Genomic DNA, 24055 nt, shown 5'->3' with positions numbered 1-24055 from the left:
GCTGGGCGCACGTAAAAAAAGTTCAGGTAATAAACCTGAACTTTTTAAATGATATTTTATTTAAGGATTGTAATAAGCCGGTTAATTTTGCACTTTCACTTTTTGGCTTAGTACAGTTGTGGTCCCATTATTGCCTGTCTCTCTAATCGTTATGGTGTGTTCACCATTGGTGAGTTTCGTTGTATCAAGGGTATATTGATAGCCGGAGTTCGCATTTTTATATTCTGGGAAAGCCTTTTGTACATCCAAACGTGTACCACCATATTGTGCTGTACCCACGCTTTTTCCATCAATCAACACCTCAATCTTGGCAACGCCGCTCCCATCCAAAAACCAGCCTTGAATTTTGCTTGATCCACTAATGGTTGAATTACTTGAAAGTGAATCAACATATCCTTTTGCCGGTAAGTTTTGAACATTCACCTTTTGGCTTAGCTCCGTTTTGTCTCCATTTTTACCAATCTCTCTAATTACCAATGTGTGTTCGCCGTTAGTTAATTTCGTGGTATTAAGAGTAAATTGATAGCCAGAATTTGCATTTTGAAATTCCGGAAAGGCCTTTTGAACGTCAACCCGTTCACTGCCATAATTTGCGAATCCCATGCTAGTTCCATCTACTAACACTTCGATTTTGTCAACACCGGCTTTATCTAAGAACCAGCCCGATACATTACTGTCTCCACTAATGATAGAATCGTTTGCCGGTGCATCAATATATCCTCTTACTGATATATTGTGTACATTCACTTTTTGGCTTAAAACCGTTGCAATTCCATTTTTGCCTGTCTCTTTAACCATTAAGGTGTGTTCACCATTGGTAAGTTTTGTTGTATCAAGGGTAAATTGATAACCGGAGTTCGCATTTTTATATTCTGGGAAAGCCTTTTGGACATCTAAGCGTGCCCCGCCATATTGTGCGGTTCCCACACTTGTACCATCAATTAACACTTCAATTTTGTCAACGTCGTTTTGATCTAAAAACCAGCCTGATACTTTAGTTGACCCACTAATGGCAGCATTATTTGCAGGTGAGTCAATATAACCCTTTGCAAGTAGATTTTGAACATTCACTTTTTGGTGCAGCTCCGTTGTTGATCCATTATTGCCTGTCTCTCTGATGATTAAAGAGTGTTCGCCATTGCTAATTTTCGTGGTATCAAGGGTAAATTGATAGCCAGAGCTTGCATTTTTATATTCCGGAAAAGCCTTTTGGACATCGGAACGTTCACTACCATATTTTGCGGTTCCCATGTTAGTTCCATCTATCAATACCTCGATTTTAGCAACGCCGCTTCCATCTAAAAACCAACCAGATACATTACTTGATCCACTAATGGCAGCATTGTTTCCAGGTGTATCAAGGTATCCTTTTGCCGTTAAATTTTGAACATTTACCTTTTGGCTTAGTTCAGTTATTTTTCCATTATTGCTTGTTTCTCTGATCACTAAAGTGTGTTCTCCATTTTTTAATTTCGTGGTATCAAGAGTAAATTGGTATCCGGATTTCGGATTTTGATATTCCGGAAAAGCCTTTTGGACATCGGAACGATCACTACCATATTTCGCCGTTCCCATGTTAGTTCCGTCAATCAACACCTCGATCTTGGCAACGCCGCTTCCGTCTAAAAACCAGCCCGATACATTACTTGATCCACTGATGGCCACATTAATTCCAGGTGCATCAAGGGATCCTTTTGCTGCTAAATGGGAAGTATCCTCTTTCACTGTTACTTTAACTGATGCCGTCAATCCATTAGGATTTGTTATACCATCAGACAATCCCAATATACCCTTAAATTCATAGATTCCTGCTTTACCTGAATTATAGGTAGGGGTTCCGTTATCCCAGGTTACATTCGCTGATACAGTTGAATTATTACTCAGAGTTACATTTACAGTAGAAGGCAGTCCTACCGTATCACGAGTAGTTCCAAAAGCTACCGTCTTATCTGGAACAGCTTGTATAGATGTTACTGTTACTGCCGGTATCTCTTTATTCACGGTAACCTTTATTGATGCCTTTAGTCCATTAGGGTTTGTTACACCATTAGGCAATGTCAATGTTCCCTTGAATTCGTATGTTCCAGCAGTATTTGGATTATAGGAAGGTGTCCCATTATCCCAGGTTACATTTGCTGACTTTGTAGTATTGTTACTTAAATTTAAAGTTACAGTAGTAGGCAATCCTACTTTATCAAGTGTGGTTCCAAAAGCTACCGACTTATCTGGAACAGCTTGTATGGATGTTACTGTAGTACTTTGTTCTGGTTCGGTTGGTGGTTGTTGTCCCCCCATATACGAGTTATACCATTCACTCATGGTAGCAACTTCAATTTTTTTATTTTTCACCTGTTGGTCAACATAATCGACAACTTTGGAGAAATTAGTAGTCGTTATTGTGTCCTTGGCAACGACATCTTGTACTCTGTGTATCATTAAAATAATGGTTGAACCTGTTTGAATTGCTTTGTCAATTTGTTCCTCAACTTCTGGCACTCTGTCGGTGCCATCGCTGTTTTCTTCAACATATACGGTTTTGAGTTTATATATGTTATTTACAGGAGTCGGCTGAATCCCTGCAGTAGTGACTCTGGCCGTTTTAACACCAATACCTTTTAGGATCTCAACCAATCTGTCACTATAGCTTCCGGAAGGATAAGCTACATCATATGCTCCTCTTTTCCATCCTTTTGACACCAGCCAGTTCTGATTATCCAAATATTCCTGTTTTACTTGGGCATCTGTATATTTAGCGGTGTTGGCAAGATCATCATGATGGCCAACAGTATGATTCGCAAGATCCCAACCATCTGCATACAATTTAGACAATTCGTCTTCATTCATAATTTCATAATCCCGAGCAGCTCCATCAGTAGTGGCTTTCTCCGTCGCACCTTTATTTACATAAACGGTTGCCTTGAAATTTTTAGCTTTCATAATGGGATATGCTTTTGTATATGTATCATACCAACCATCATCAAAGGTAAAGACTATTTTTGGTTTTCCGCTTACATTAAACGACATCCTGTCTACATTTATCACGGGACTCTGGCCAGCCACAGGAGTCACAATAACTCCAACATGCTTGATTTTACTTAGATCTACGCCATTAGCTGATGAATAGAAATCTGATTTAACCCTACGAATTATATTCCAGCCCGAGCTAATCTCCCAATCCCCAATGGTGGTTTCAGTATAGTTGGTTAGGGTATCATCGCTGTAAAATCTCACGTCAATTTGTTTAATTTGGTCTGGGTTAGGCGTATATAAACTCAACTCTGCATTACTCAAAGCGGATAAGTTTTGGGCTGTACTCATTGTATTTGTTAAGGAAAATACTCCTCCCGCTGCACTAGGGGTCAATTTAATAGACGCAGTTCCGGAAGTTTTATTTGCTGTATCCAAGGCCAATGTAGCACCCGTGGAAGTCCATGAGGACATACTATCAAACTCATCAATCAGAGTTCCTTTACTAGTTTGTAATGGCGTATTTGGATTTGGATCATCAGCCGTTGCTGCTAAAGCTATTGTTGTATTCATATTCGTTATTGGCAAAGCACAACCACATATAATGCCTGCAGTTGCAACAATTCTTGCAAACTTTTTCAAGACGGTACCTCCGAATTTATAATTATATAAAACATCTAAAACCTTCCTTCCATCCTTGCATTTAAAGGGCTCACATGCAGCTTACTAATTTACATAGAGAGTCGGGAATGGTTCTATAAACATCACCTCCTTGAATTAAAACTTTTTGGAAAAATAACCTAACTATATTTGCCCTAACAATCAGATTTCTGCCTTGGTAAATTTTATAATGAAATTATTGTACGTTATAAAGAACATTTTGGCAATACCTAATCAATCTATTCTTTTTTAAGTAATGGATTTCATTGTTCTAAATTTGGATGAATGTAAACAATAAATTAATCCTATGACAAAATTATACTTTTTTTATTTGTTGAAGGCTACAGAATTTTGTATTAATTGGAATTTTATTGAAATAGATTATCTGCTACAAATCTAAAAAAACAAAAAAGACATTAAAAATATGCATTTGCTTGACTTCATACAAATGATAAAACCTTTTTAAACTCGGAATAAGTACCTAATAATACACCAAACTAAAGAAAGTGATATTACTATATCTTACCTATTTAAAGCAGTTTTTTCAGGAGGACTCTCATGAAGGTATCCGATGTACTAGTACGTTGTTTAGAAAATGAAGGTGTAAAATACGTATTTGGAATGGCGGGCAAGGAGAATCTGGATCTAATTAATTCGTTATCAAGATCAAAACAAATTCACTTTGTCAATGTAAGGCATGAACAAGGTGCTGCTTTTATGGCGGATGTATATGGAAGATTGTCTAAGGAAGTGGGAGTTTGTTTGTCAACATTGGGTCCAGGTGCTACCAACCTTCTCACGGGTATTTCAAGTGCCCAACTCGATCACTCACCCGTGGTAGCATTGATTGGACAAGCAGGGGTGGAGAGGCAACATAAAGAGTCACACCAATTCTTAGACATTGAAAAAATATATGAACCCGCAACAAAGTGGAGTACTCAAATCAAGGACTCACAAAACGTACCTGCCATTATCCGTAAAGCGTTCAAATTGGCTTTAATGGAAAAGCCCGGAGCGGTCGCCATCTCGATACCAGAGAACTTTTCCTCTGAAATGATTAATAATATGCCAATCCCGGTAAAAAATTTACCTGAGAGTGTTCCTGTTACTGAAGCCATAAACGCTGCATCTACCCTTATCCGAAATTGCAGCCAACCTTTTATTATTATAGGTAACGGCGTGCTAAGGCAAAACGCCGTCGATGTGCTTCGAACCTTCGTCAATACCCTTCAATCCCCAGTTACTCATAGCTTTATGGCAAAAGGTGTATTAGATAAGGAGCATCCTTGTAATTATTTCACTTTTGGATTTTCTGAGGAAGACGAAGTTTTACCCGGTATAAATGAAGCCGACTTATTAATCGTTATTGGGTTCGATTTTGTTGAAAAACTTCCAAAGGATTGGAATACAAAGAAAATTCCCGTCTTACATATCGATACATTACCAGCCGAAATAAATGAATATTATCCTGTTGAGATTGAACTGGTAGGCAACCTCCAGAAGACACTACAATTGCTTAATAACACCGCACTACCCAAGAAAGCTTGGAAACCACTGGGAACTCTCAAGTCCAGAATAATTTCTGCTTATCAAATTAATGAAAATCAACGTCAACCAAGCAATTTACCTTTTACTATTGAAAATATGCTTCATTGTATTGAGGAGCTTACTTCAGAGTATACAATTGTGGTATCAGATGTTGGGGCCCATAAAGTTTCTATCGCCCGAACGTATCAGCCTAAAAAAGCAAATGGGTTAATCATCTCCAACGGATTAGCCTCCATGGGAGTTGCCATACCAGGTTCGATTGGGGCAAAACTTGCTTGTCCCAATGACCTCGTCATTTGTATTACCGGTGATGGTGGGGCATTAATGAATTTTGCTGAAATAGAGACAGCAAACAGACTAGGTCTTCCTTTTATTATCATTGTATTAAATGATTCGGAGTTAAAACTTGAGGTTCAGCAAATGAATAAGTTGTTTGGTGAGAGTTTCGGTGTCACCTATCAGAACCCCGATTTTGTCAAATTAGCTGAAGGGTACAGAATTAAGGGGAGAAAAGCTAGAAACCTGGATGATTTTGAGAAAGCTTTAAAAGAATCTTTGCAAACCTTAGAGAAAATGGTTTTGATTGAGGTTTTCTTACAGGATTCAAAATAACCCTGGAATTCCTCTTCAGCATGTACAAAAGCTTTGTTTTTCAAAGACTTTATATATATATATGACGTTGAGTTAAGAATGGCTGTTCAATAATACGTCCTTTAGGGGTTGTTTGTCTTCTAGTGTGGGTGGCATTAAGACAAGCAACTGGCCTTTATGAATATCCGTGGGCATTTCCATGTTTATCGATTCCACTTAAAAAGCTCCCCCTTCATAAAAAAGGGGAGAAAAATTTCCGTTATACTAAACTTTTCAATAATTATTTATTTATCGACAACAAGTATTCTGCATCTCGGATGAGGTAATCTGGATACTGCTCAGAAATATGCTTACCACCTTGGGCATGTACTTCATTCAAAAATGCAGCCAAATTTCCTGCGTCTAGCTTGCTTTCCAAGCTATTAGTGATGCCGTTACTATCTATCCATCCAGCTTCCGTAAAGCGTGTAATCAATTCCTTTAATGATTGCATGCTTGTAGAAGTTTGGAACTTAACGACTTGTTTTTCCATGTTTCCTGCCAAATCATATACTGTTACGCTATACTCGTGCTCACCGAGTGGCAGCGTATAAAGCGAGATGGTCTTCCCATTTTCTACGGTGTTTCCATCCAATGAGATTGTTGTTTTTGCGGTGTCAATTCCGGACAAATTGTCTTTCAAATCTATGACCGGATTGATAACCATGGAATCGCTGTAACTATCATTCACAAGGCCAGTTATATCAATAATAGGAGCAGTTGCATCTAGATTAATAGAAACGCTTTGCTTCTCTTCTATATTCCCGGCATAATCCAATGAACGATAGCTTATATTATATTTTCCATCTTTATCAATGCTGATTGGCTCAGTGTATGTTTTCCATGTGTTTCCATCATCCAAGCTATACTCTGTTTTGGCGGCACCCGATAGATTATCAGAAACGTTAAGACTCAACTTTACATCATGGTTATACCACCCGTTCAGCCCGTCCGGTTGAGCGGGTGTGACAGTAGCCGTTGTAACAGGTGCTGTTGTATCGGCTGCTGTCACTTCAACACCGTCCACTACCAGTTTGATATCGCTAAAGGTAATATCCGCATTACGTGCTACAAACATACCTACGTAAACGTAATTTGGATCGATGCTTGTAAGTTTAAAATCAAACCCTCCAGTGATGGTTTTTTCATTTCCAAATTTAGTTGCATAACCGTCTGAATTTCCTGAAATAGAAAGATCTACTGTATCTCCTACTGAAATTGGGTTTGCTGCGGTTCCACCTTGGGTAAGAACTCCACTCTTTCTAGCGAAACTATTCCAAAATCCTCCTGTGGCTGCCTTAGAGAGCTTTAAAGGTGCTGCTGCAACATAATCACCCATAGTAGTGTTTATATATGAATCGATATGCATTTCATCCCTGGCCATCAAACCAAAGGATACTTGATCATTCAAGCTAAAGCCATTAATCTTAGCTTTAGCTGTTAGGGTAAATGTGCTGTTTGCAGGTACTTTATAGTAATACATGGCAAATCCGTCAGTCACACTGGCCATTTTCCCTTTATTATTTCGTACTGCAATATGCATATTTCCATCTCTATCTGTTTCAAGGGTTTGATTTGCAATGCTAGGATCTCCTCCAATATCACCAAATACCGTACCTTTCCAAATACCATAATCTTCCCATAATGCACTTTGTGGCAATTCTCCGGTGTACGGTGTTTCTTGGTAATTAGGATTAGGGACTAACGTATCTGCTTTCGTTGGCGCTGCAGCATTTATCACATGTTCTGAGAGTCCGCTTACGCCTGATTCTTTAATTGCCTTTGTTAGAAGGTATGCATTATACCTTCCGCCCCAGATATTGGTATGTGTATTATCCACACTTGCCGGTTTGGAAGAAGTCCACGCATGGAGATACAGAGTTTCACTTGGACCCAGTTGGTCATATAAATTTTTAGTTAAATTAGTCATATCAACTACCGGTATATTAAGAGCATTCCCCAACTCCCTAATGGCTTGCGGATAATCTCCGCCTGGATACTCTCCGACAGTGCCCGTAATATGAAGATTTGAATTGCTCCAGACACCTGATTCCGTTCTTCTGACAATAGGGGTAGAAAGGATTACTTGTGTTCCCGCTGCCTGAGCAGGTTTAATATAATTTTCATACAAGGAATTGGCAAATGATCCTTGGTCCATATAGGTTCCATTCGGATTTGTATATCTTTCCGGCTCGGCTTTTTCATCATTATGGCCAAACCCGATTAATAAGTAATCTCCATTCTTCATACCACTGAGCAACGTTTGATACTCAGGATCAGTGGTATAACTTTTTGAACTTCTTCCCGACAAGGCAAGATTTTTTATGGTGAAGGAGCCATCGAGATAATTTCCAATTTGAATGCCCCATCCATACCTTGGATAATAGTAATTATCCGTAAAAGAGCTTACGGTCGAATCCCCAACAATCCAGATCGTTGGAGCACCAGCAGTCGTTTTTTCTGTTATGTTAGATGTTTCACTGGCAAATGCAAAAACGTTGTCAAATGCTAAGGTAAAAAGCATCATGATAGTCAGTATTGTGCCAATCAGTTTCTTTGACTTCATTTTCATTCTGAAACCCCTCTCAAATAAGTAAAGCTTCTTAGCCCACAAATTCTCTAATAAAGTAGTTTAATAATGTCTAGTAACAATTTAACCGTAGACATTTCCATGTTTATCAATGCCCATTTTAGAAAAGCTCCCCCTTCATGAAGAAGGGGGAGAAAATAATTCGTTGATTTAAACTTTCCACTGATGATTTATTTATCGGACAACAAGTATTCTGCATCTCGGATGAGATAATCAGCATACTGAACAGAAATATGCTTGCCACTTTGAGCCTTAACTTCATTTAAAAATGCAGCCAAATTTCCTGCTTCCAACTTGCTATTCAAGCTATTAGCTATGCCGTTAGTATCTATCCATCCAGCTTCTGTAAAGCGTGTGATTAATTCTTGTATGGATTGGATGCTTGTAGAAGTTTGGAACTTAACAACTTGGTTTACCCTATTCCCTGCCAAGTCATATGCTGTTACGCTATACTCGTGCTCACCAAGTGGCAGTATACAAAGCGAAATTGTCTTCCCGTTTTCTACGATATTTCCATCCAATGTGATGGTTGTTTTTGCGATGTCAATTCCGGACAAATTGTCTTTGAGCTCTATGACCGGATTGATATCCACGGAATCGTTGTAACGATCATTCACAAGGCCAGTTATATTGATAGTAGGAGCGGTGGCATCTAGATTAATAGAAACGCTTTGCTTCTCTTCGATATTTCCGGCTTTATCAATAGAATAGAAGGATACTGTATGATTTCCCTCCGAACTTATTGTAAAGGTTGTTCCACTCACATAATCAGACCCATCAATTGAATAGAAGGTCTCGGCCACACCACTCTCGTTATCAGAAGCGTCCAGTTTGACAGTAACGTCGCCATTCGACCAATCTGTTGGAGCATTGGAGGTTGTGACTGGGGCGGTATGATCCACAGGTTTAGATAGACGATTAATAAGAGCCTGCGTCTCACCAGTCCAATAATCATTTAGCTGACTTGTATAAACACCACTTGCATCAGGGGTATACACACTTACTTTACTGTGTGAATCCACTTCAAATTGTACACTGTTCTTATTGTCTACACCGCCTACTCTTACAGGTGGAATCACGTAGTTAGAGATGTTATATCCTAGGCCCCGTACTTCATTGGCCAATAATGCGCCGTTATAAAAACCGCCAATTTTATTATTGTGAGTTGAATCTGCCGGATTCATGATTGCCTTCGCTAATGGAGAGCTTCCATTAGTAGCTGCAGGGTCATTCTTGTATGCTTTTTCTAAAGAATCTTTTGTTAAATCAAACATATCAATTACTTTAACACCCTGCTCCGCACCTAACTGTTCAACAGCTCTTACATAAGCATTATTGGAAGTTGTAGTTGTTCCCGTTGTGGTGTCGGCAGCATCATGATGAGGTCTTATTGTGCCATCCTGGTTAAAATATTGTCTTGAAACAGGAGTCACTAAAATCGGTGTTGCTCCAGCATTTTTTGCTACATCAATATACTGCTGCAGATACCACTTGAAGGTACCGCTTGTATATGGGTAATATTCTGCTCCATACTGTTGGGAAAGACTGGCCGGTGTTGCCTCTTTAACACCCGGAATCGAAGGATAAATCCCATTTGCATCCGGTTCTCCCATAGAAACAAATCGGTCTAAGAGATATCCTGTTTGATTGGCAGAGTCATTATGTCCAAATTGAATCAGCAAATAGTCACCAGTTTTAATGGTAGAAGCAATTTTATCAAGACTTCCCTCATTAATAAAGCTTCTTGAGCTTCTGCCTCCGTTTGCATAGTTAACCACATTCACCTTATCCGAATTGAAAAAGCTCTGTAAATATTCTCCCCAGCCACCTGTATCTGAGGTTGGTCCGTATGTCTTAACCGTTGAATCACCTGCTAAATAAATATTGACACGCTCTCCATCCGGAATCTCATTGCCTCCGCCACCGGATGAGCCAAATCTAACCAGGTTATCCAGCTTAATGGACATCGGTGCGCCCTTCAAACCATTCACGGTTTCCGGCGTCACAACAGCCTTGATATAGTATCCTGCATCAGCACTTGTCAGTTTGTAAGTTTTTGAAATATATGCTGTTGTTGCATTAATCAACGTCTCCGTTCCATCCGGGCTTACTCTATACCACTGAATTAAAGAACTGTCGTTTACGTTATCATTATGATTAGTAAACTCATAACCTAAGCTAATGGTATTTCCGACGTAAGGTAGATTGATATCATCATCTGTAGTAAAGAATGGAGCAACCTTAAATGTTGGCGCTGTATCACTGTCAGCTGTATAAGATGATGGAGTCCAGCCTCCAAAATAATCGGCAACATTAATGGCAGCAGCTTGTGCCTCCGTTAAAACGGGTGCTCTTCTTTGGGATGTATCTACTGCTGAATGATTATAAGTCGTATTATATTCTGCGAAATGCGCATTTTCAGGTGGGCCGCTCATATCCGTCCAGCCTTTGGGGTCTAAGATTGATTCATTCTGAAGCTTGGTATTCAAAAAAGTTACTCTTGCTCCTGCTCCCCATGGTCTTCCGAAGAAACCTGAAGTTTGCATATTTTTGCTGCCCGCTGTTACTGTGCTGTTCCTAAATAGGTATCCATAGGAAGCTGTATCCCTTGCTGCTGTAATATAACCACCTACAGCCTTATCACTGTAACCAGCGAAATTCAATGTAACATTATCAAATACTACATTTCCATCACCAAATATATAATCTGTGTTACCTTCTATAAAAGAGTTTTTAAAATAACTGCTATTCGTAGCACTGCTGCCGGTGTAAAGTGTGTCCTGGCTTCCAAGGAAACTACAATTAACAAACTCTGCTCGGTTTCCCTCGATCAGCATAGCTGCAGCTCTTTCGGTAGCTGCTTTTGAAGTCACATCTGTAAAAGACTTTCTGTCTTCATTTATTGGGCTTGCGGTTGGTATTTTGGCAAGCTCCACACCATCAGCCAATTCTTCATCTGTCATGTATTTGTTAAAGGAATTTTCAAATACGATGTTTTCAGCCTTGAAGTCAGTAGCCGTACTGGTGAGATAGACGGTTCCTCCCCACTTGCTGGCAATATTCTTGGAATACTTATCAAATGCATTTTCTGCATTATAGAAGCCGTCAGCCCCCGCACTGTAATATTTATACCCAATCCCGTAATACCAAGTAATTTTAACCTGTGTACTTGGATCGCTGGTCGGGTTTGGATTAGAGTTTACTAATGTAATATAGGGAGTTTTTATGACAAGCTGTGCCCTATATACACCCGGTGCGATATGAATGGTGATTCTATGCGCTTCGTCTGTTGGATTCATTCGGGCTGCTGCATCAAGAGCATCCTTAACCGTACTGAAATTATTAGTCTTCGAGCTGTCCCCAACATACAAATCCGGAACCCAGGCAAGCGGCTCTGGGGCCGTGTTGTTAACAAACAGAATATCCTTGGTGGTATCCTGCCCATTGATCACTATGTGAGAACTCGTACTATAATTCTCGGAAGCAACAGCTGTAACGGTATACGCCCCATCCCTGAGGCTTACTGTGTATCCTCCATTTGTAACAGTCCCTGCATAAGTGTAGCCATCATCAACATTTGTAAATGTAATACTTGAAATTTGCGTTTTTGAAGGTAATCCTTGGAACAATCCAGTTGCAGTATGTACTGCTTTTTTAGCAACTGTAATATCCTGAACCGTGTCAGCGCTTAAATGTATACTACCGCCATCCACAATTTCGTAATCATTGACACCCGAAATAACCGCTGTATATGGTAATCCATCCTGAACATCGGCTGTAAATGTCTTATCATTTGTATTAACAGTAGCTGCAACCGGTGAGGCAAGGCTTCCCTCTGGAGGAGTAAATTTCATTTGTAATTTACTTACATCATAACTGCTGTCGAAGCCCTTAATATGACCACTTATAGTTACAAGCTTGTTAGCTACAACATCAAAGCTTACACTCTTTCCTGCCCTAATATCAGAAGTTGATGTGCTTACGACTTTGGTTTCATCGGAAATTCTGTAACTGGCTATATTCTTTAAATTGACAATATAATCATAGCCCGTCGCGAGAACCGTATCAAAGCTATTGTCTGCATTAACATTTACGCTTGTAGTTTCGCCTGTTTTCTGATTCGTAAAATTAAGGGCATAGCCTGCGGAAATATCACTGCCGTTTAGATTCACAGATCCGCTTACCTTCACTCCAGGAGTCCGCATTACTCTTTGGAAATAAGGTTTTCCACCTTTATCAGCTGAAACATAAATTTGATAGGATCCGGAATATTGTGCTGTAAATTCAACCTTTTGTGCAGATGTAGTAAAAGCAGCTGTGCTATCTTGAACCTCTGTAGCATCCGGTTTTACTGTTACTGTCGTACCGCTTACACTTACGTCTGCGTGAACAAAGTGAAGGGTTTCATCTCCATTGCTCGTTCCACCATAAACGGTAATTTTATCCCCGGCTACAACATGATCAAGGGTCAAATACCTTCTCCCAGGACCTCCCGTACCATTTGCGTAATACACTCCGTTTGCATTATAGCCATCATCATAACTATACTTTTGAGTTCCCCAGAAACCAGAGGAATTTACACCTACCGTAGAACCATCTGCCTCATAATAGTAGGATCGATCCGTGGTACTCGGATTGGCTATGGTTAAATCCCCAAATGAGGTGGTTACAAACGTACCGGTTTTAATGGTCGTTTTACTGTCAAGAACATCTGCTGTAATCATATTGTTGTATAACTCTCCTGAAGTTTGGATTCCTCCAAAATCCCAAATGTCAATCTTCCGGTCGTTAGATGTGTCACTGGCAAATGCCACAACGTTGTTAAATACCGAAATGAAAACCATAATGATAGTCAGTAATGCGCTAATCGCTTTCTTGGACTTCATTTTCATTCTTGAACCCCTCTCAGCTATTGAAGCTTCTTTAAATTACTAGAATACTAATACTTTAACAAATAGAGTTTGTCCTCCTAAGCATAGCTCTTTAACAGAGATCCAAAAATGCAAACGTTAACAAAAAGTGGCTGCCTTTTCTCTTTCTTACGCATGTATCAGTTCCCCCTCCATTCATTGTGAGTTACCCACGTGTTATTATGAAGGCTGACACTATGTCATAGTAAATAATCCAAAAGTTACATTTCCTCAATAGGAACACCAACTAAAACATACTGCATTTCCTGTTGTTCTTCTATTACATTGGCAATGACAATTCCAATAATGTCTCCATTCATTTGTAAGTGATGCTCCTGCATATACTTAAAGGGTTCTTTCAATAAATCTTCTTTTACATTTTTTTCGCCATTTGTCGGGATTTTGGCAAAACTAATGAGGGATTTTCGTTTTTCATATCTTTCCGTAAAATCATTTTCTTTTATATGATATCGATCCAAATGGGCCGTTTTAATAGCTACACCCGAATTTAGAATGAAACGGTTGTTTTCTACGTCTTCTTTTCTAATAAGATAGATTCGTACTACTTCCGGTGACAAATATAAATAATCCTGGATAGCCGTTATTCTTTGGGGTTCCGTTAATATTTCATCGTTGCTTTGATAAAGTACATATGAAAAATCTACGCAATCTCTTATGTAGCATAGTTGTTTCATCTCATCGGCTTTTTTCATTAGAACCAAATCATCTTTAAGTCTATGTCTTAGATTTGTTAAATAGTTAATTTGTTCGTCAAATTCCCTCATTCGCCTCTCGTATTCAGAGATTAAATCTGACAAATTACTATTCTTCATATCTTTTATTTCGGTATGTGTAAAACCATACTTTCGTAATAGCCTAACATTCATGAATGTGGATAGGTCATCTTCATTGTAGTATCGATAATTGCTATTTTCAGATCGTTTGGATGTGATATACCCCATCTTTTCATATCTTCTAATGGTATTGGTTGTAACGTTAAGTACAGTGGCCAATTCACTAATCTTGTATTTCATAGAATCCCCCTTGGAAATAACAGTTAGTTGTCATATTTATATTATACAAATTTTTCTGTCATATCTTAATGTTTGCTTTTTATAACAGTTCTTTATGCCTAGTAAATTAGCCATCATTTACGCTAAGGTAATTTATTTTCAATTATCATATGATAGCAGTAGTAATCGAACTGTTTACGACAATATGGCAAAATAAAACCCCTGCCATAATAAATATCTTGATGATCCTTTGTACCTTTGAAGATAGTTATATAAGCGACTCCGCTACTGGTAAATATAATTTTATAAACAACTTAACTGAGGGAAGAACTAGTAAAAACAAGGATTATGTCCAGATATTGATTAAAGAGTAAACTCCCATAATCCAAGCTTTCCTTGGGCAGGAGTAAATTGATTCAACAAACGCATTTGTTCAACTTCCCAAGCATAATTTCCAACTTTAAAATCCCCTAATAAATAATCATTGCCCGATACAATTTGTCCATCCTCTAAAACAGCCCATGTTTGGTTATTTTCTATAACCTTAAAACAATTTTTAAGCTTGCATTTAGCAATAATCACACCAGTTGGAAGATTTTCTTTCGTAAACCCATACTTACTTAGTAATGACTGATAAAATACATTGTTGCAGGCATCCTTATCTAGTTTTTTACTTGTGTGGATTGCGAGTGGACCACGAAAATTTGTCCTCCAGGTTCTTGTTTCATATTTGGCCTCCCCAAGGGCAAAAAGGCTTGCCCAAGGTTGAATCATTGTTAAAACTTTCACTAAAATCCCTCCAGCCCATAAGAGCTTTTAATTTTAGATAAAGATTAATGATTCTTTAATAAAATTATCCAAATCTTCCTTTACCATTTAAGATTTCCTTCACCAAATAAATACGCTTTTCTTTTGTATGATTAAACTTTTCAATACCCTGAGTTTTATTTCCCTGATATTTTCAATTGCTTTTTAATTTTATCTAAATCCTCACTATTATACTCTTCTCTCCAGGACGTAATAGTATAATCTTCTACCAGTTTTTTCCCGATAGGATGCTTTACCTGTAATTTCATCAGTCTTAATAAAACCACATATATATGCATGTATTGGTTTAAAATCTGGTAAAATGCTTTTTAGCTTTTCAACATCCCCCTCTGTTAATACACCGATTTCCTATCCTTTTTGCAAAATGGTATTCCTAACGATTTAAAAATTTAAATAAGTGATCCCCCGCCACCCCCTATTTCAACCAAAACATGATAAGCTGGTTTCCCAGTAGGCAGCAAAATCAGCAAAAAAACCAATTGAGAAGGTAAGGGGCGGCTCAATGGTATTAATCCAACTATCAAAAAAAGAATTAAAAAAGGGAGACATTAATAATGTTAGGATCAATTAAAAAAGATGGTAACTCATGGTATGTTGTTTTTGACCTTGGAAAGGACTCCGTAACTGGTAAAAGGAAGCAAAGAAGAAAAAGCGGCTTTAAAACCAAAAAGGAAGCAGAAAAACATTAATGAACACTTGATTGAAATTGATAAGGGACATATTTTGAGCCAAGTGAAATTTCCCTATGTGAGATTGGCTGTAAATCATGCAAAACCTAATACTGCACAAAGAACTTTCAGTATTACCAATACATGATTAATCAGTAAAACATCACCACCAGCTAATTTTTAAAACCTTAAAAGATGCAGTTAAATGGCAACTAATTGTGAAAAAAATCATACATATCAGACAATCCTTACAAGAAATAAAAAAGATGGGATTAACATTTAATGTACTTAAATCAGGGGAAATTAGGTCAATCACTTTAAAGTCTCTGACTCAACAATTAGAAAAAAAACTTTTATTTAGACAGGCGGGTCAACTAGATTTAGTTGTTGCTCAAAGAAATAGTAAATCCAACAACCGAAACGGCAAGGATTTATCGTAAGATGGTAAACAAAGAGGATGACCATGATTTAAGACACACTCACGCTACTTTATTATTAAAGCAAGGTATTCACCCTAAAATCGTTTCAGAACGATTAGGTCATTCGACAATTGGGATTACGATGGACACATATACTCACGTGTTACCAAACATGCAAAAAGAAGCTGCCCAGCAGTTTGAGCAGCTCATTGAGTAGTAAAAATATGTAAGTATAAACCTTGTGTCCATTTTGTGTCCACTTATGTAGATTCCTTATATTTCAGGGAAAAAAACTTTCTATTCTCAGCTTCTAAAATATCCTCAGAATTTTAGATATATCAAGGTTGGCGGGACTGCGTGGGAATCGAACCCACCTGACCTGGCACGCAGGTCACAAGCAGTTTTGAAGACTGTGGAGGACACCAGTACCCCATTCAGCCCCATATAAGATATTTGGACTATCTTTAACTTTTGTAACACTATATTACAATACAAAATAGTGACAATCAATAAAAACGCACTTATTGTCACTTTTCCGACAACTTTCTACTAACTCAAGGAAGTTCTGCCTAGTTTAAATACTATCCCCCTTCCCCTTAAGCTGTTTGTGACAATTACTTGTCTTATCGTCGAAAAACCGTCTATAATAAAAGAAGTATAAAAAGGTTTTGTAGGTGAATTAGATGCAGCTTCAAGGTTGGTTTTTATGGTTTATCCTGTTCTGGGTTGTGTTTTTAGTCGTGATGATGGGCATCGGCGGATTTTTTATGTTCCGCAAGTTTTTAAAAAAGATGCCTAAAGAAGATGGAAAATCCGTCATGGATTGGGAAGAATACTATGTGAATCAATCGCGCCATTTATGGGGCGATGAAGAAAAGGCCTTGCTGGAAGATTTGGTCAGCCCTGTTCCGGAATTATTCCGGGACGTTGCCCGCCATAAAATCGCAGGCAAAATTGGGGAACTAGCCGTTAACGAAAAGGTTCCTAAAATTACCGAAGAATTAGTAATCCGCGGCTATATACAAGCCACTCCTAAACGTGATCATAAATTCTTGCGCAAAAAACTGTTTGAAAATAAAATTGACGTCACACCATATGAACACCTATTCTAAAACCGTCCATTGAGGCGGTTTTTTTCACTAAAAAACACTGACCAAAGTTGGTCAGTGTCCTCTTTAAATGACATTTAGTCCATCCAGTTCCTTCTGCAGCTTCATATAGTTCCGATACATGGCCACACGCCAAGGGACAATCATACTGAATGCCAACAGGAAGAACATGCCGCTTAATTGCCCTACATCGATTGTTGCGCTTAAGACAGATTTTAATGCCACCCTTATGACTAATAGTCCAATCAGGATAAAAACAAATGCTTTAGAACGTTTTAAGTAAATATCGTTTCCTTGAATTTCGAATTTAGAAGTTTTAATTAATAAAATTGAAAAAACCATCCCCAGCACAATGGCTTCTATTATTTCAGCCGGCGTCAAACGAAACTGCGGGATGATATACATGAACGCACCGGTTGACATAAAGATGGGCGGCATAATGATTTTTTTTGCGTTAGTCGGTTTTTTGGAAGCTTTCAATCGGACGAAAATGACCGTAACTCCCATTAAAACAGCAACAATGGTAGATATAATAATGTAACTCATAAGTAATCTTCCCTTACCAGTAAATATTCACCTTCTCATTATAACGCAAAACTTAATAATTGAATAACGAAACATACTATAATAATGTTGCCAATTTTGTTAATGTCATTCCTTAATGATATTGATATGGAAAAAACCATTTCAGTGTTACTAAAATGGTTTTTTTACAGGAAATCCTTAATTCATTTAAAATCCAGTAAACCCACCAAATATTGGGGATAAAATCTGGATAATTTTTGTCATCCAATCAAAGAATAGCACGACCCCCATGACAATCATGATATAGCCGCCAATCTTCATAATCATTTGACTATGGGTTTTAATCCATTTCATCCTGCCGACAAAGAACGAAAGAATGAAGAATGGAATGGCAAAACCAAGCGAATAGGCAGTCATATAAAGAACACCTGAACCTGGATTTGAGGCTGCAAGCAGTATAACGGATGACAAAATAGGACCGGTACACGGTGTCCATCCGGCAGCAAATGCCATACCAATTAATATCGATCCAAAGTATCCTGATGGCCGGTTTTTGAATTCAAAACGGCGATCCTTCATCATGAACTCCGGTTTAAACACACCAACAATAATCAAGCCAAATAGGACAATAAAAATCCCACCCAATTGGCGAATTAAATCCCTGTACTCCTGGAAGAAACCTCCGATGAATGAAGTCCCAAAGCCAATCGCAATAAAAATCACGGAAAATCCAATTAGAAAAAATAGCGTATGCAGTAGACTGCGCCGTTGCAGCATCGCATTATCACTCTTCAGCTCACCCACTGACATTCCGGTTATGTATGATAAAAATGCTGGATAGAGCGGCAAGCAGCATGGAGAAATAAAACTTAAAAAACCTGCTCCAAGCGCCAAGAATATATTAACATCTGCCATATTAACACTCCCACCTAGTCGATACCCTTTCATTCTAACAAAACATTGGCGGAAAGGATATTGATGTGCATGAATATTTTGTGTCGCGATAAAAATAATCTTGCTTTATTTGCCTCATCAAGTCTCCAATATTTTACAGAATATTACAACTCAAATGGCTTTGAAATAATTTACATCTTAGGTTATACTAGTAAACAGTTCCCTTTTAGGAGAATCAATTTTTTACCAATTTTATTTCCACTATAGGAGATATTCCGGAAAGGAAAGCGGCCGTGATTAAACAGGATTTAATAGCATTAATAGAAAACAAGCGAACTGAATTAATTAAAGTCGCCACCAGCAACGGTTTAACCTCCTCGTTGGCTATTCGATACAGCCAGGAGCTCGATCATCTAATAAACGAATATAACCGAAGATATATAGAGAAAGTTACTTCTTAAACTGTTATGAGAGAAACTTATACAAATTACAAAAGCCTGTTCCATTTTGGACAGGCTTTTTCTATTAATGTATAGGATCCTCTACCTGTTGAGAGAGACCATTTTGCAGCAGGTACATTTTATGGTAGAGCCCTCGTTGCGAGAGCAGCTCTTGGTGCGTTCCCCGTTCCACGATTTCCCCTTGATGCAGGACCAGAATTAAATCTGCATCTTGAATGGTTGATAATCGGTGGGCAATCGCAATCGTGGTACGGCCTTTTCGCATTTTTGCCAACGCGGTTTGAATTGCCTCTTCTGTCTCCGTATCAATATTTGCGGTTGCTTCATCCAGCACTAATATTTTGGGATTTGCCGCAATCGTTCGGGCAAAAGCAATCAGCTGGCGCTGGCCGCTCGAAAAAGTGGCGCCCCGTTCGACAACCTTATGATTGTAACCTTTCTCTAGTTTTTCAATAAAAGCATTTGCTTGAACAAACTTGGCTGCTTCCTCGACTTGTTCTTCTGTCATAGTCTTCTGATGGAGACGAATATTGTCTTTTACTGTTCCGTAAAACAAGAACGGATCCTGCAGGACCAGCCCTAACTTTTCTCTCAATTCCTGTTTTGAAAACCTGCGGATTGATTGTCCGTCAATCGAAATTTCTCCACGGTCAAATTCATAGAATCGCATCATTAAATTTATGATGGAACTTTTTCCGCTTCCTGTATGGCCCACTAATGCCACCGTTTCTCCTGGATTGGCGGTAAAGGATATATTTTTTAACACATCACGCTTTCCGTCATAGGAAAAGCTTACGTTGTTAAATTCTATTTTCCCTTCTTCAATGGCAAACTCCTGCTTCTGCTCTTCCTCCTGGGCTGGAGCCAGTTCTTCATGATCCAATAATTTAAATACGCGGGAACCAGCTACAATTGCTTGTTGGTACAATGAAAGCCGCATCATCATCTGGTTAACGGGTTCAAAAAAACGGTCAACGTAATTAATAAATGCGTATATAACCCCTATTTTTACCGTTGTATCAAAAGAGGTAATCCCAAAGTAAGTTAACACGATGATAAGGCCAAAAATATAAATCAGGTCGATCGCTGGTCGGAGAAGCAATGCATCGATTTTAATATTTTTCATGCCGGCATCGTAATGCTTTTCATTGATGGCGGCAAATTCTGCCCGAAGCCGTTTTTCCTGACGGAAGACTTGAACAATTGACATGCCCTGAAGCGATTCACTGAGCTTAGCGTTTAGCTGACTCAGTCTTTCCCTCATATCTAAATAGTACCGGGAGCTATACTTTCGATATAAAACAATCACAAGCATTAATATGGGTATTAAGACCACACATAACAAGCCAAGTTTAATATCCAATATAAACATGCTGATAAAGATACCCGCAAGGAACACCCCGCTCTGGATAAACGTTGATATGACCGTCACGAACATATCTTTAATCGCTTCCGTGTCATTGGTCACCCGGGAAACAATACTGCCAGCGGGCGTTTTATCAAAGTACTTTAATCCTAGAGATTGTACCTTTGCAAAAACATCGATCCGCAGCTGCTGGATAATGTAAAGTGCTATTCTTTGAAACGCCACCAGCTGATAAAATAATAGGATTGCTTTAACAAATTGAATTCCCATATAGGTAGAACCGAGGATGACCAATGGGGTAAAATCAAGCTTCCTTGGTGTTAAATAATCGTCAATAAAAACTTTAACCAATAGGGGGAGAACAATATCTCCGACAGTGGTTAGCAACAGTAACAAAAAGGCAATCGCAATTTCTTTCTTATGGGGTTTGGCATAAGAAAGCAGCCGAACTAATACTCTTCTTTGTTCGCCATTTGACAGCTGTGTTTTTTCTTCCATGTTACTGTCCTCCATGTTCCACCAGCTCTTCAAGCTGCTGATGTAAATACATTTCTTTATACCATCCGGCATCCGCCATAAGCGATTCATGGGTGCCCCGTTCCATAATTTGGCCCTCATCAATGACTAGAATAAGGTCCGCATGCTGGATCGCACTTAAACGATGAGAAGTAATAATGGTGGTTTTACCCTCGCGATTTTCCCGCAGCGAAGATAAAATGGCCTCCTCCGTTTTCGCATCCACAGCCGATAATGAGTCATCGAGTATCAAAACTTCCGGATTCATCAGAAGTGCCCGTGCAATCGATATGCGCTGCTTTTGTCCGCCAGAAAGCGATACCCCGCGTTCCCCGACCACTGTTTGGTATCCGTCGGTGAATTGAAGTATATCCTCATGAATATTTGCCAGTTTGGCAGCTGTTTCGATTTCCTGTTTGGTTGCGGATGGGTTGGTGAAGGCAATGTTTTCAGCCACTGTCGCTGAAAATAGGAAATGGTCCTGCGGCACATACCCTACCGCTTCTCGCAATCTATCTAATTTGTATGCTTGCAAAGGATGGCCGCCAAATAAAATTTTCCCCTGATAGCCTTCAAATTCCCGAATGAGCAGCTTTAACAAAGTCGTCTTCCCGGCTCCTGTTTTGCCTACAATACCAAGGGTTTCTCCTCTTTTTAGCGAAAAATAAATCTCCTTTAACATTGGCCGTGATTCACCAGGGTAGGTAAACTGCGCGAGTTGATATTCAATATCACCAACTGGTACTTTATTGAGGGCATTAGCCGTGTCTTTAATCTCCACTTTCTCCCTCAGTAGTGCAGATACCCGGTCATAGGAAGCACTTCCCCGTTCCATAATATTAAATAGCCAGCCAAATGCCAGCATCGGCCAGATTAATAAGCCCAAATAAGTCGTAAACGAAATTAATTGCCCAATCGTCAACTCACCATTTAAGACATATTTTGCGCCAAAGACAATGGATAAAAAATAGGAAATGCCCACGATAATGGAAATGGTAGGATCATAGAGAGAATCAATTTTTGCCACTACGATGTTTTTTTGCACCACATCTTCCGATTGCCTTCGGAAATCTTCTATATCTTCTTTTTCTTGACCAAAGGTTTTGATAACCTTGATTCCCATGATGCTTTCTTGGGTCTTATCATTGAGGGAAGAGAAGGCTTCCTGTGCTTTATAGAAACTTTTATGGAGCATGGTGCCGAACCAGCTGGTCAAAATGGCCAACAGCGGCATCGGGATTAAACAAATCAAAGTCAATTTCCAGCTGATGGTAAATGCCATCGCCAGAATTACGAAACCTCCTGTTGATAAAGAGTCGACCAGTGTTAAAACCCCTGAACCGGCTGTTTGCTGAATAGCTGCCAAGTCATTGGTGGCGTGTGCCATCAAATCTCCTATCCTGTTCTTTTGATAAAACGAAGGAGACATCTTTGTAAAATGATGATATAACTGATTTCTTAGTATTTTGCTTAACTTCACGGCAGAGCCAAAAATCTGTATACGCCAGTAATAACGCAGGACGTACATAGCCAGCCCTGAAGCAATAAGAACCAGCACCCATTCAGCCAGCAATCCTTTTGTCAGTGTTCGATCATGAATATGATCGGCGATAATACCTATGACCTTAGGTGGTACTAATTGCAATAATGCTACAAATAATAAAATTAAAACGCCTGATATATATGCCTTTTTCTCTTGTTTAAAAAACCAGCCCAGTTCCAAAAATACCTTCATTCACATGCCCCCAAACCATTAGATGTCAACTTCTAAGCGGACTAAAAAGAAGCCCTAATTTTCTCCGTCAAGGCTTCATTTTATCAAATGTTTATAAAATAATAAAGATTGAAAATAGTAAAAAATTACACCCTCACAGTCACTAGCGGTAAAATAAAAAAACCACCTTTCCGTTTTTGGCGAAAAAGTGGTTTTGAAAGAATAGGTATTATGGCTAATCAACCATTAAAATAAACGATTTAAAAAACAGTTTATTTTGATTGCTGCTTGTTCATCGCATTCATCATTTGATTGATTTTCTTCTGGGATGGCTTCATACCCATCTGCATCATCATTGTTTTTAACATTTGCTCATTGATTGGCGGATTTTTCTTTAAATAGCTCATCATATAACGGCGAGCAATGAAAAATCCTAGCGCTATACCTGCAGCCAAGCAGAGTATACCAACTAGAATGTACATACCCATTAAAACTTCCTCCTTCAAGTTGTCTAACATACATCAGTTTACTAAATAAAACACAAATAGACAATATTTCATTTTGATTAGACAAATTTTCTTTCTTTTATCGGTTTCAACCAGCCAAACCGTTCATGTTCCATGTCGATTGCCAGGAAGGAAGACTCGCATTTTCGAAGAACTTCAAAAAATGCGGTTTCTGCTTCAAAGGACCCTTGTGCCTCAATCGTGATTAACTCTTGGAACACCTCTAATTTTGCTCTGCTTATTTTTCCACTTAATTCAAGTGTATATGCACCATGATCAGCTCTAAATCCAGATAATTTACCTAACTGTTTTTGTATCAATTGATGGATTTTTAAAACTTCTAATCTCTTCGTTATGTAATGGATTTGTTTATTAATAATATATTCTAGTTCGCCGCGCGCCTGCTGCTGATCCTGAAAAAGCCGAAAAAATATACGCTCTCGTCCGAAGTAATGGGTGGCAAATTCATCTTCTATTAAATATAGCTGATATTTTCTCACACAGACCTCTCCTTCGCTGACATGTCCTTTTATTCATTATAAAAAATCAGTAAGGAAACATTTGTCTTATGGCGGCAAAAACTTCCACTACTTTTGTCGATTGTCAAGTAGTTTATTCTTTTATTTGATTTATTCAATAGAAGAAAGCCATTATCCTGCTAAAATTGCCATTTTTCATATTTTATTAATATTTTATACAAGGCTCTACTAAATTTGGTTGGTTGATTTCCG

15 protein-coding genes, 1 tRNA gene and 1 pseudogene are annotated in these 24055 nt (G+C 38.6%); 5 read left to right on the top strand and 12 right to left on the bottom strand.

All coding sequences use genetic code 11. The features are described 5' to 3' along the window. Window positions 1-81 precede the first annotated feature (81 nt). Window positions 82-3609 carry an Ig-like domain-containing protein gene (locus BN2425_RS06750; RefSeq protein WP_052352791.1) on the bottom strand — a complete coding sequence of 1176 codons (3528 nt, stop codon included), beginning with the start codon at window positions 3607-3609 and terminating at the stop codon, window positions 82-84. Between the two features lie 576 nt (window positions 3610-4185). On the opposite strand from BN2425_RS06750, the gene BN2425_RS06745 reads away from it, so the two are divergent. Then, the gene (locus BN2425_RS06745) at window positions 4186-5787 is read left to right on the top strand and encodes an acetolactate synthase large subunit (protein ID WP_042456653.1); all 1602 of its coding nucleotides are present in this window, start codon (window positions 4186-4188) and stop codon (window positions 5785-5787) included. Window positions 5788-6046: 259 nt separating this feature from the next. On the opposite strand, the gene BN2425_RS22460 is transcribed toward BN2425_RS06745, so the two are convergent. The 4 genes from BN2425_RS22460 to BN2425_RS06725 all read right to left on the bottom strand — a co-directional run bounded on the left by BN2425_RS22460 (window position 6047) and on the right by BN2425_RS06725 (window position 15107). Next, entirely contained in the window at window positions 6047-8377 is a 2331-nt protein-coding gene (locus BN2425_RS22460) for an OmpL47-type beta-barrel domain-containing protein (protein ID WP_154663469.1), read from the bottom strand. Window positions 8378-8565: 188 nt separating this feature from the next. After that, window positions 8566-13287: a pectinesterase family protein gene (locus BN2425_RS06735; protein WP_081798017.1), complete on the bottom strand. Its 4722-nt coding sequence runs from the start codon at window positions 13285-13287 to the stop codon at window positions 8566-8568. Window positions 13288-13526: 239 nt separating this feature from the next. Next, a complete protein-coding gene (locus BN2425_RS06730; protein WP_042456650.1) occupies window positions 13527-14339 on the bottom strand; it encodes a MerR family transcriptional regulator in 813 nt (270 codons plus the stop codon). A gap of 342 nt (window positions 14340-14681) precedes the next feature. After that, window positions 14682-15107 (bottom strand): ASCH domain-containing protein, encoded by a 426-nt coding sequence (locus BN2425_RS06725; RefSeq protein ID WP_042456647.1) that lies wholly within the window; start codon window positions 15105-15107, stop codon window positions 14682-14684. 593 nt (window positions 15108-15700) lie between these two features. Between BN2425_RS06725 and BN2425_RS06720 the strand changes: the two genes are divergently transcribed. Both BN2425_RS06720 and BN2425_RS06715 read left to right on the top strand, forming a co-directional pair. Next, on the top strand, window positions 15701-15835 hold the full coding sequence (locus BN2425_RS06720) for an Arm DNA-binding domain-containing protein (protein ID WP_081798016.1): 135 nt from the start codon (window positions 15701-15703) through the stop codon (window positions 15833-15835). A gap of 441 nt (window positions 15836-16276) precedes the next feature. Next, a pseudogene (locus BN2425_RS06715) lies at window positions 16277-16450 on the top strand (tyrosine-type recombinase/integrase); the annotation flags it as partial. A 128-nt stretch (window positions 16451-16578) separates the two neighbouring features. Here the strand turns inward: BN2425_RS06715 and BN2425_RS22455 are convergent. Continuing rightward, window positions 16579-16675 (bottom strand) — tRNA-Sec (locus BN2425_RS22455). Between the two features lie 241 nt (window positions 16676-16916). On the opposite strand from BN2425_RS22455, the gene BN2425_RS06710 reads away from it, so the two are divergent. Continuing rightward, window positions 16917-17345, top strand: coding sequence for a DUF2621 domain-containing protein (locus BN2425_RS06710; RefSeq protein WP_042456644.1), 429 nt, complete (start codon window positions 16917-16919; stop codon window positions 17343-17345). A 63-nt stretch (window positions 17346-17408) separates the two neighbouring features. On the opposite strand, the gene BN2425_RS06705 is transcribed toward BN2425_RS06710, so the two are convergent. Together BN2425_RS06705 and BN2425_RS06700 are read right to left on the bottom strand one after the other, a co-directional pair. Further along, window positions 17409-17888 carry a CcdC family protein gene (locus BN2425_RS06705; protein ID WP_042456641.1) on the bottom strand — a complete coding sequence of 160 codons (480 nt, stop codon included), beginning with the start codon at window positions 17886-17888 and terminating at the stop codon, window positions 17409-17411. A gap of 186 nt (window positions 17889-18074) precedes the next feature. After that, on the bottom strand, window positions 18075-18782 hold the full coding sequence (locus tag BN2425_RS06700) for a cytochrome c biogenesis CcdA family protein (RefSeq protein WP_042456638.1): 708 nt from the start codon (window positions 18780-18782) through the stop codon (window positions 18075-18077). Window positions 18783-19054: 272 nt separating this feature from the next. On the opposite strand from BN2425_RS06700, the gene BN2425_RS06695 reads away from it, so the two are divergent. Continuing rightward, a complete protein-coding gene (locus tag BN2425_RS06695; protein ID WP_074433018.1) occupies window positions 19055-19222 on the top strand; it encodes an aspartyl-phosphate phosphatase Spo0E family protein in 168 nt (55 codons plus the stop codon). 64 nt (window positions 19223-19286) lie between these two features. On the opposite strand, the gene BN2425_RS06690 is transcribed toward BN2425_RS06695, so the two are convergent. The 4 genes from BN2425_RS06690 to sirA all read right to left on the bottom strand — a co-directional run bounded on the left by BN2425_RS06690 (window position 19287) and on the right by sirA (window position 23824). Continuing rightward, entirely contained in the window at window positions 19287-21086 is a 1800-nt protein-coding gene (locus BN2425_RS06690) for an ABC transporter ATP-binding protein (RefSeq protein ID WP_042456634.1), read from the bottom strand. 1 nt (window position 21087) lies between these two features. After that, a complete protein-coding gene (locus BN2425_RS06685; RefSeq protein WP_042456631.1) occupies window positions 21088-22839 on the bottom strand; it encodes an ABC transporter transmembrane domain-containing protein in 1752 nt (583 codons plus the stop codon). Window positions 22840-23090: 251 nt separating this feature from the next. After that, complete coding sequence (locus tag BN2425_RS06680) at window positions 23091-23306, bottom strand: YneF family protein (RefSeq protein ID WP_042456629.1); 216 nt, start codon at window positions 23304-23306, stop codon at window positions 23091-23093. Window positions 23307-23383: 77 nt separating this feature from the next. Continuing rightward, window positions 23384-23824, bottom strand: coding sequence for a sporulation inhibitor of replication protein SirA (gene sirA / locus BN2425_RS06675; protein ID WP_042456626.1), 441 nt, complete (start codon window positions 23822-23824; stop codon window positions 23384-23386). Window positions 23825-24055 lie beyond the last annotated feature (231 nt).

The sequence above is a fragment of the Neobacillus dielmonensis genome, assembly GCF_000612665.1.
GTDB lineage: Bacteria > Bacillota > Bacilli > Bacillales > Cytobacillaceae > Neobacillus > Neobacillus dielmonensis.
Note: the sequence above shows the minus strand (reverse complement) of the source record. Positions and strands in the feature narration are given on the sequence as shown.

Coding starts and splice junctions, on each gene's coding strand:
- BN2425_RS06735 (WP_081798017.1), bottom strand. CDS start 13,287: ATGAAAATGAAGTCCAAGAAAGCGATTAGCGCATTACTGACTATCATT.
- BN2425_RS06745 (WP_042456653.1), top strand. CDS start 4,186: ATGAAGGTATCCGATGTACTAGTACGTTGTTTAGAAAATGAAGGTGTA.
- BN2425_RS06680 (WP_042456629.1), bottom strand. CDS start 23,306: ATGGGTATGTACATTCTAGTTGGTATACTCTGCTTGGCTGCAGGTATA.
- BN2425_RS06730 (WP_042456650.1), bottom strand. CDS start 14,339: ATGAAATACAAGATTAGTGAATTGGCCACTGTACTTAACGTTACAACC.
- BN2425_RS06700 (WP_042456638.1), bottom strand. CDS start 18,782: ATGGCAGATGTTAATATATTCTTGGCGCTTGGAGCAGGTTTTTTAAGT.
- BN2425_RS06710 (WP_042456644.1), top strand. CDS start 16,917: ATGCAGCTTCAAGGTTGGTTTTTATGGTTTATCCTGTTCTGGGTTGTG.
- BN2425_RS22460 (WP_154663469.1), bottom strand. CDS start 8,377: ATGAAAATGAAGTCAAAGAAACTGATTGGCACAATACTGACTATCATG.
- BN2425_RS06705 (WP_042456641.1), bottom strand. CDS start 17,888: ATGAGTTACATTATTATATCTACCATTGTTGCTGTTTTAATGGGAGTT.
- BN2425_RS06685 (WP_042456631.1), bottom strand. CDS start 22,839: ATGAAGGTATTTTTGGAACTGGGCTGGTTTTTTAAACAAGAGAAAAAG.
- BN2425_RS06720 (WP_081798016.1), top strand. CDS start 15,701: ATGTTAGGATCAATTAAAAAAGATGGTAACTCATGGTATGTTGTTTTT.
- BN2425_RS06690 (WP_042456634.1), bottom strand. CDS start 21,086: ATGGAAGAAAAAACACAGCTGTCAAATGGCGAACAAAGAAGAGTATTA.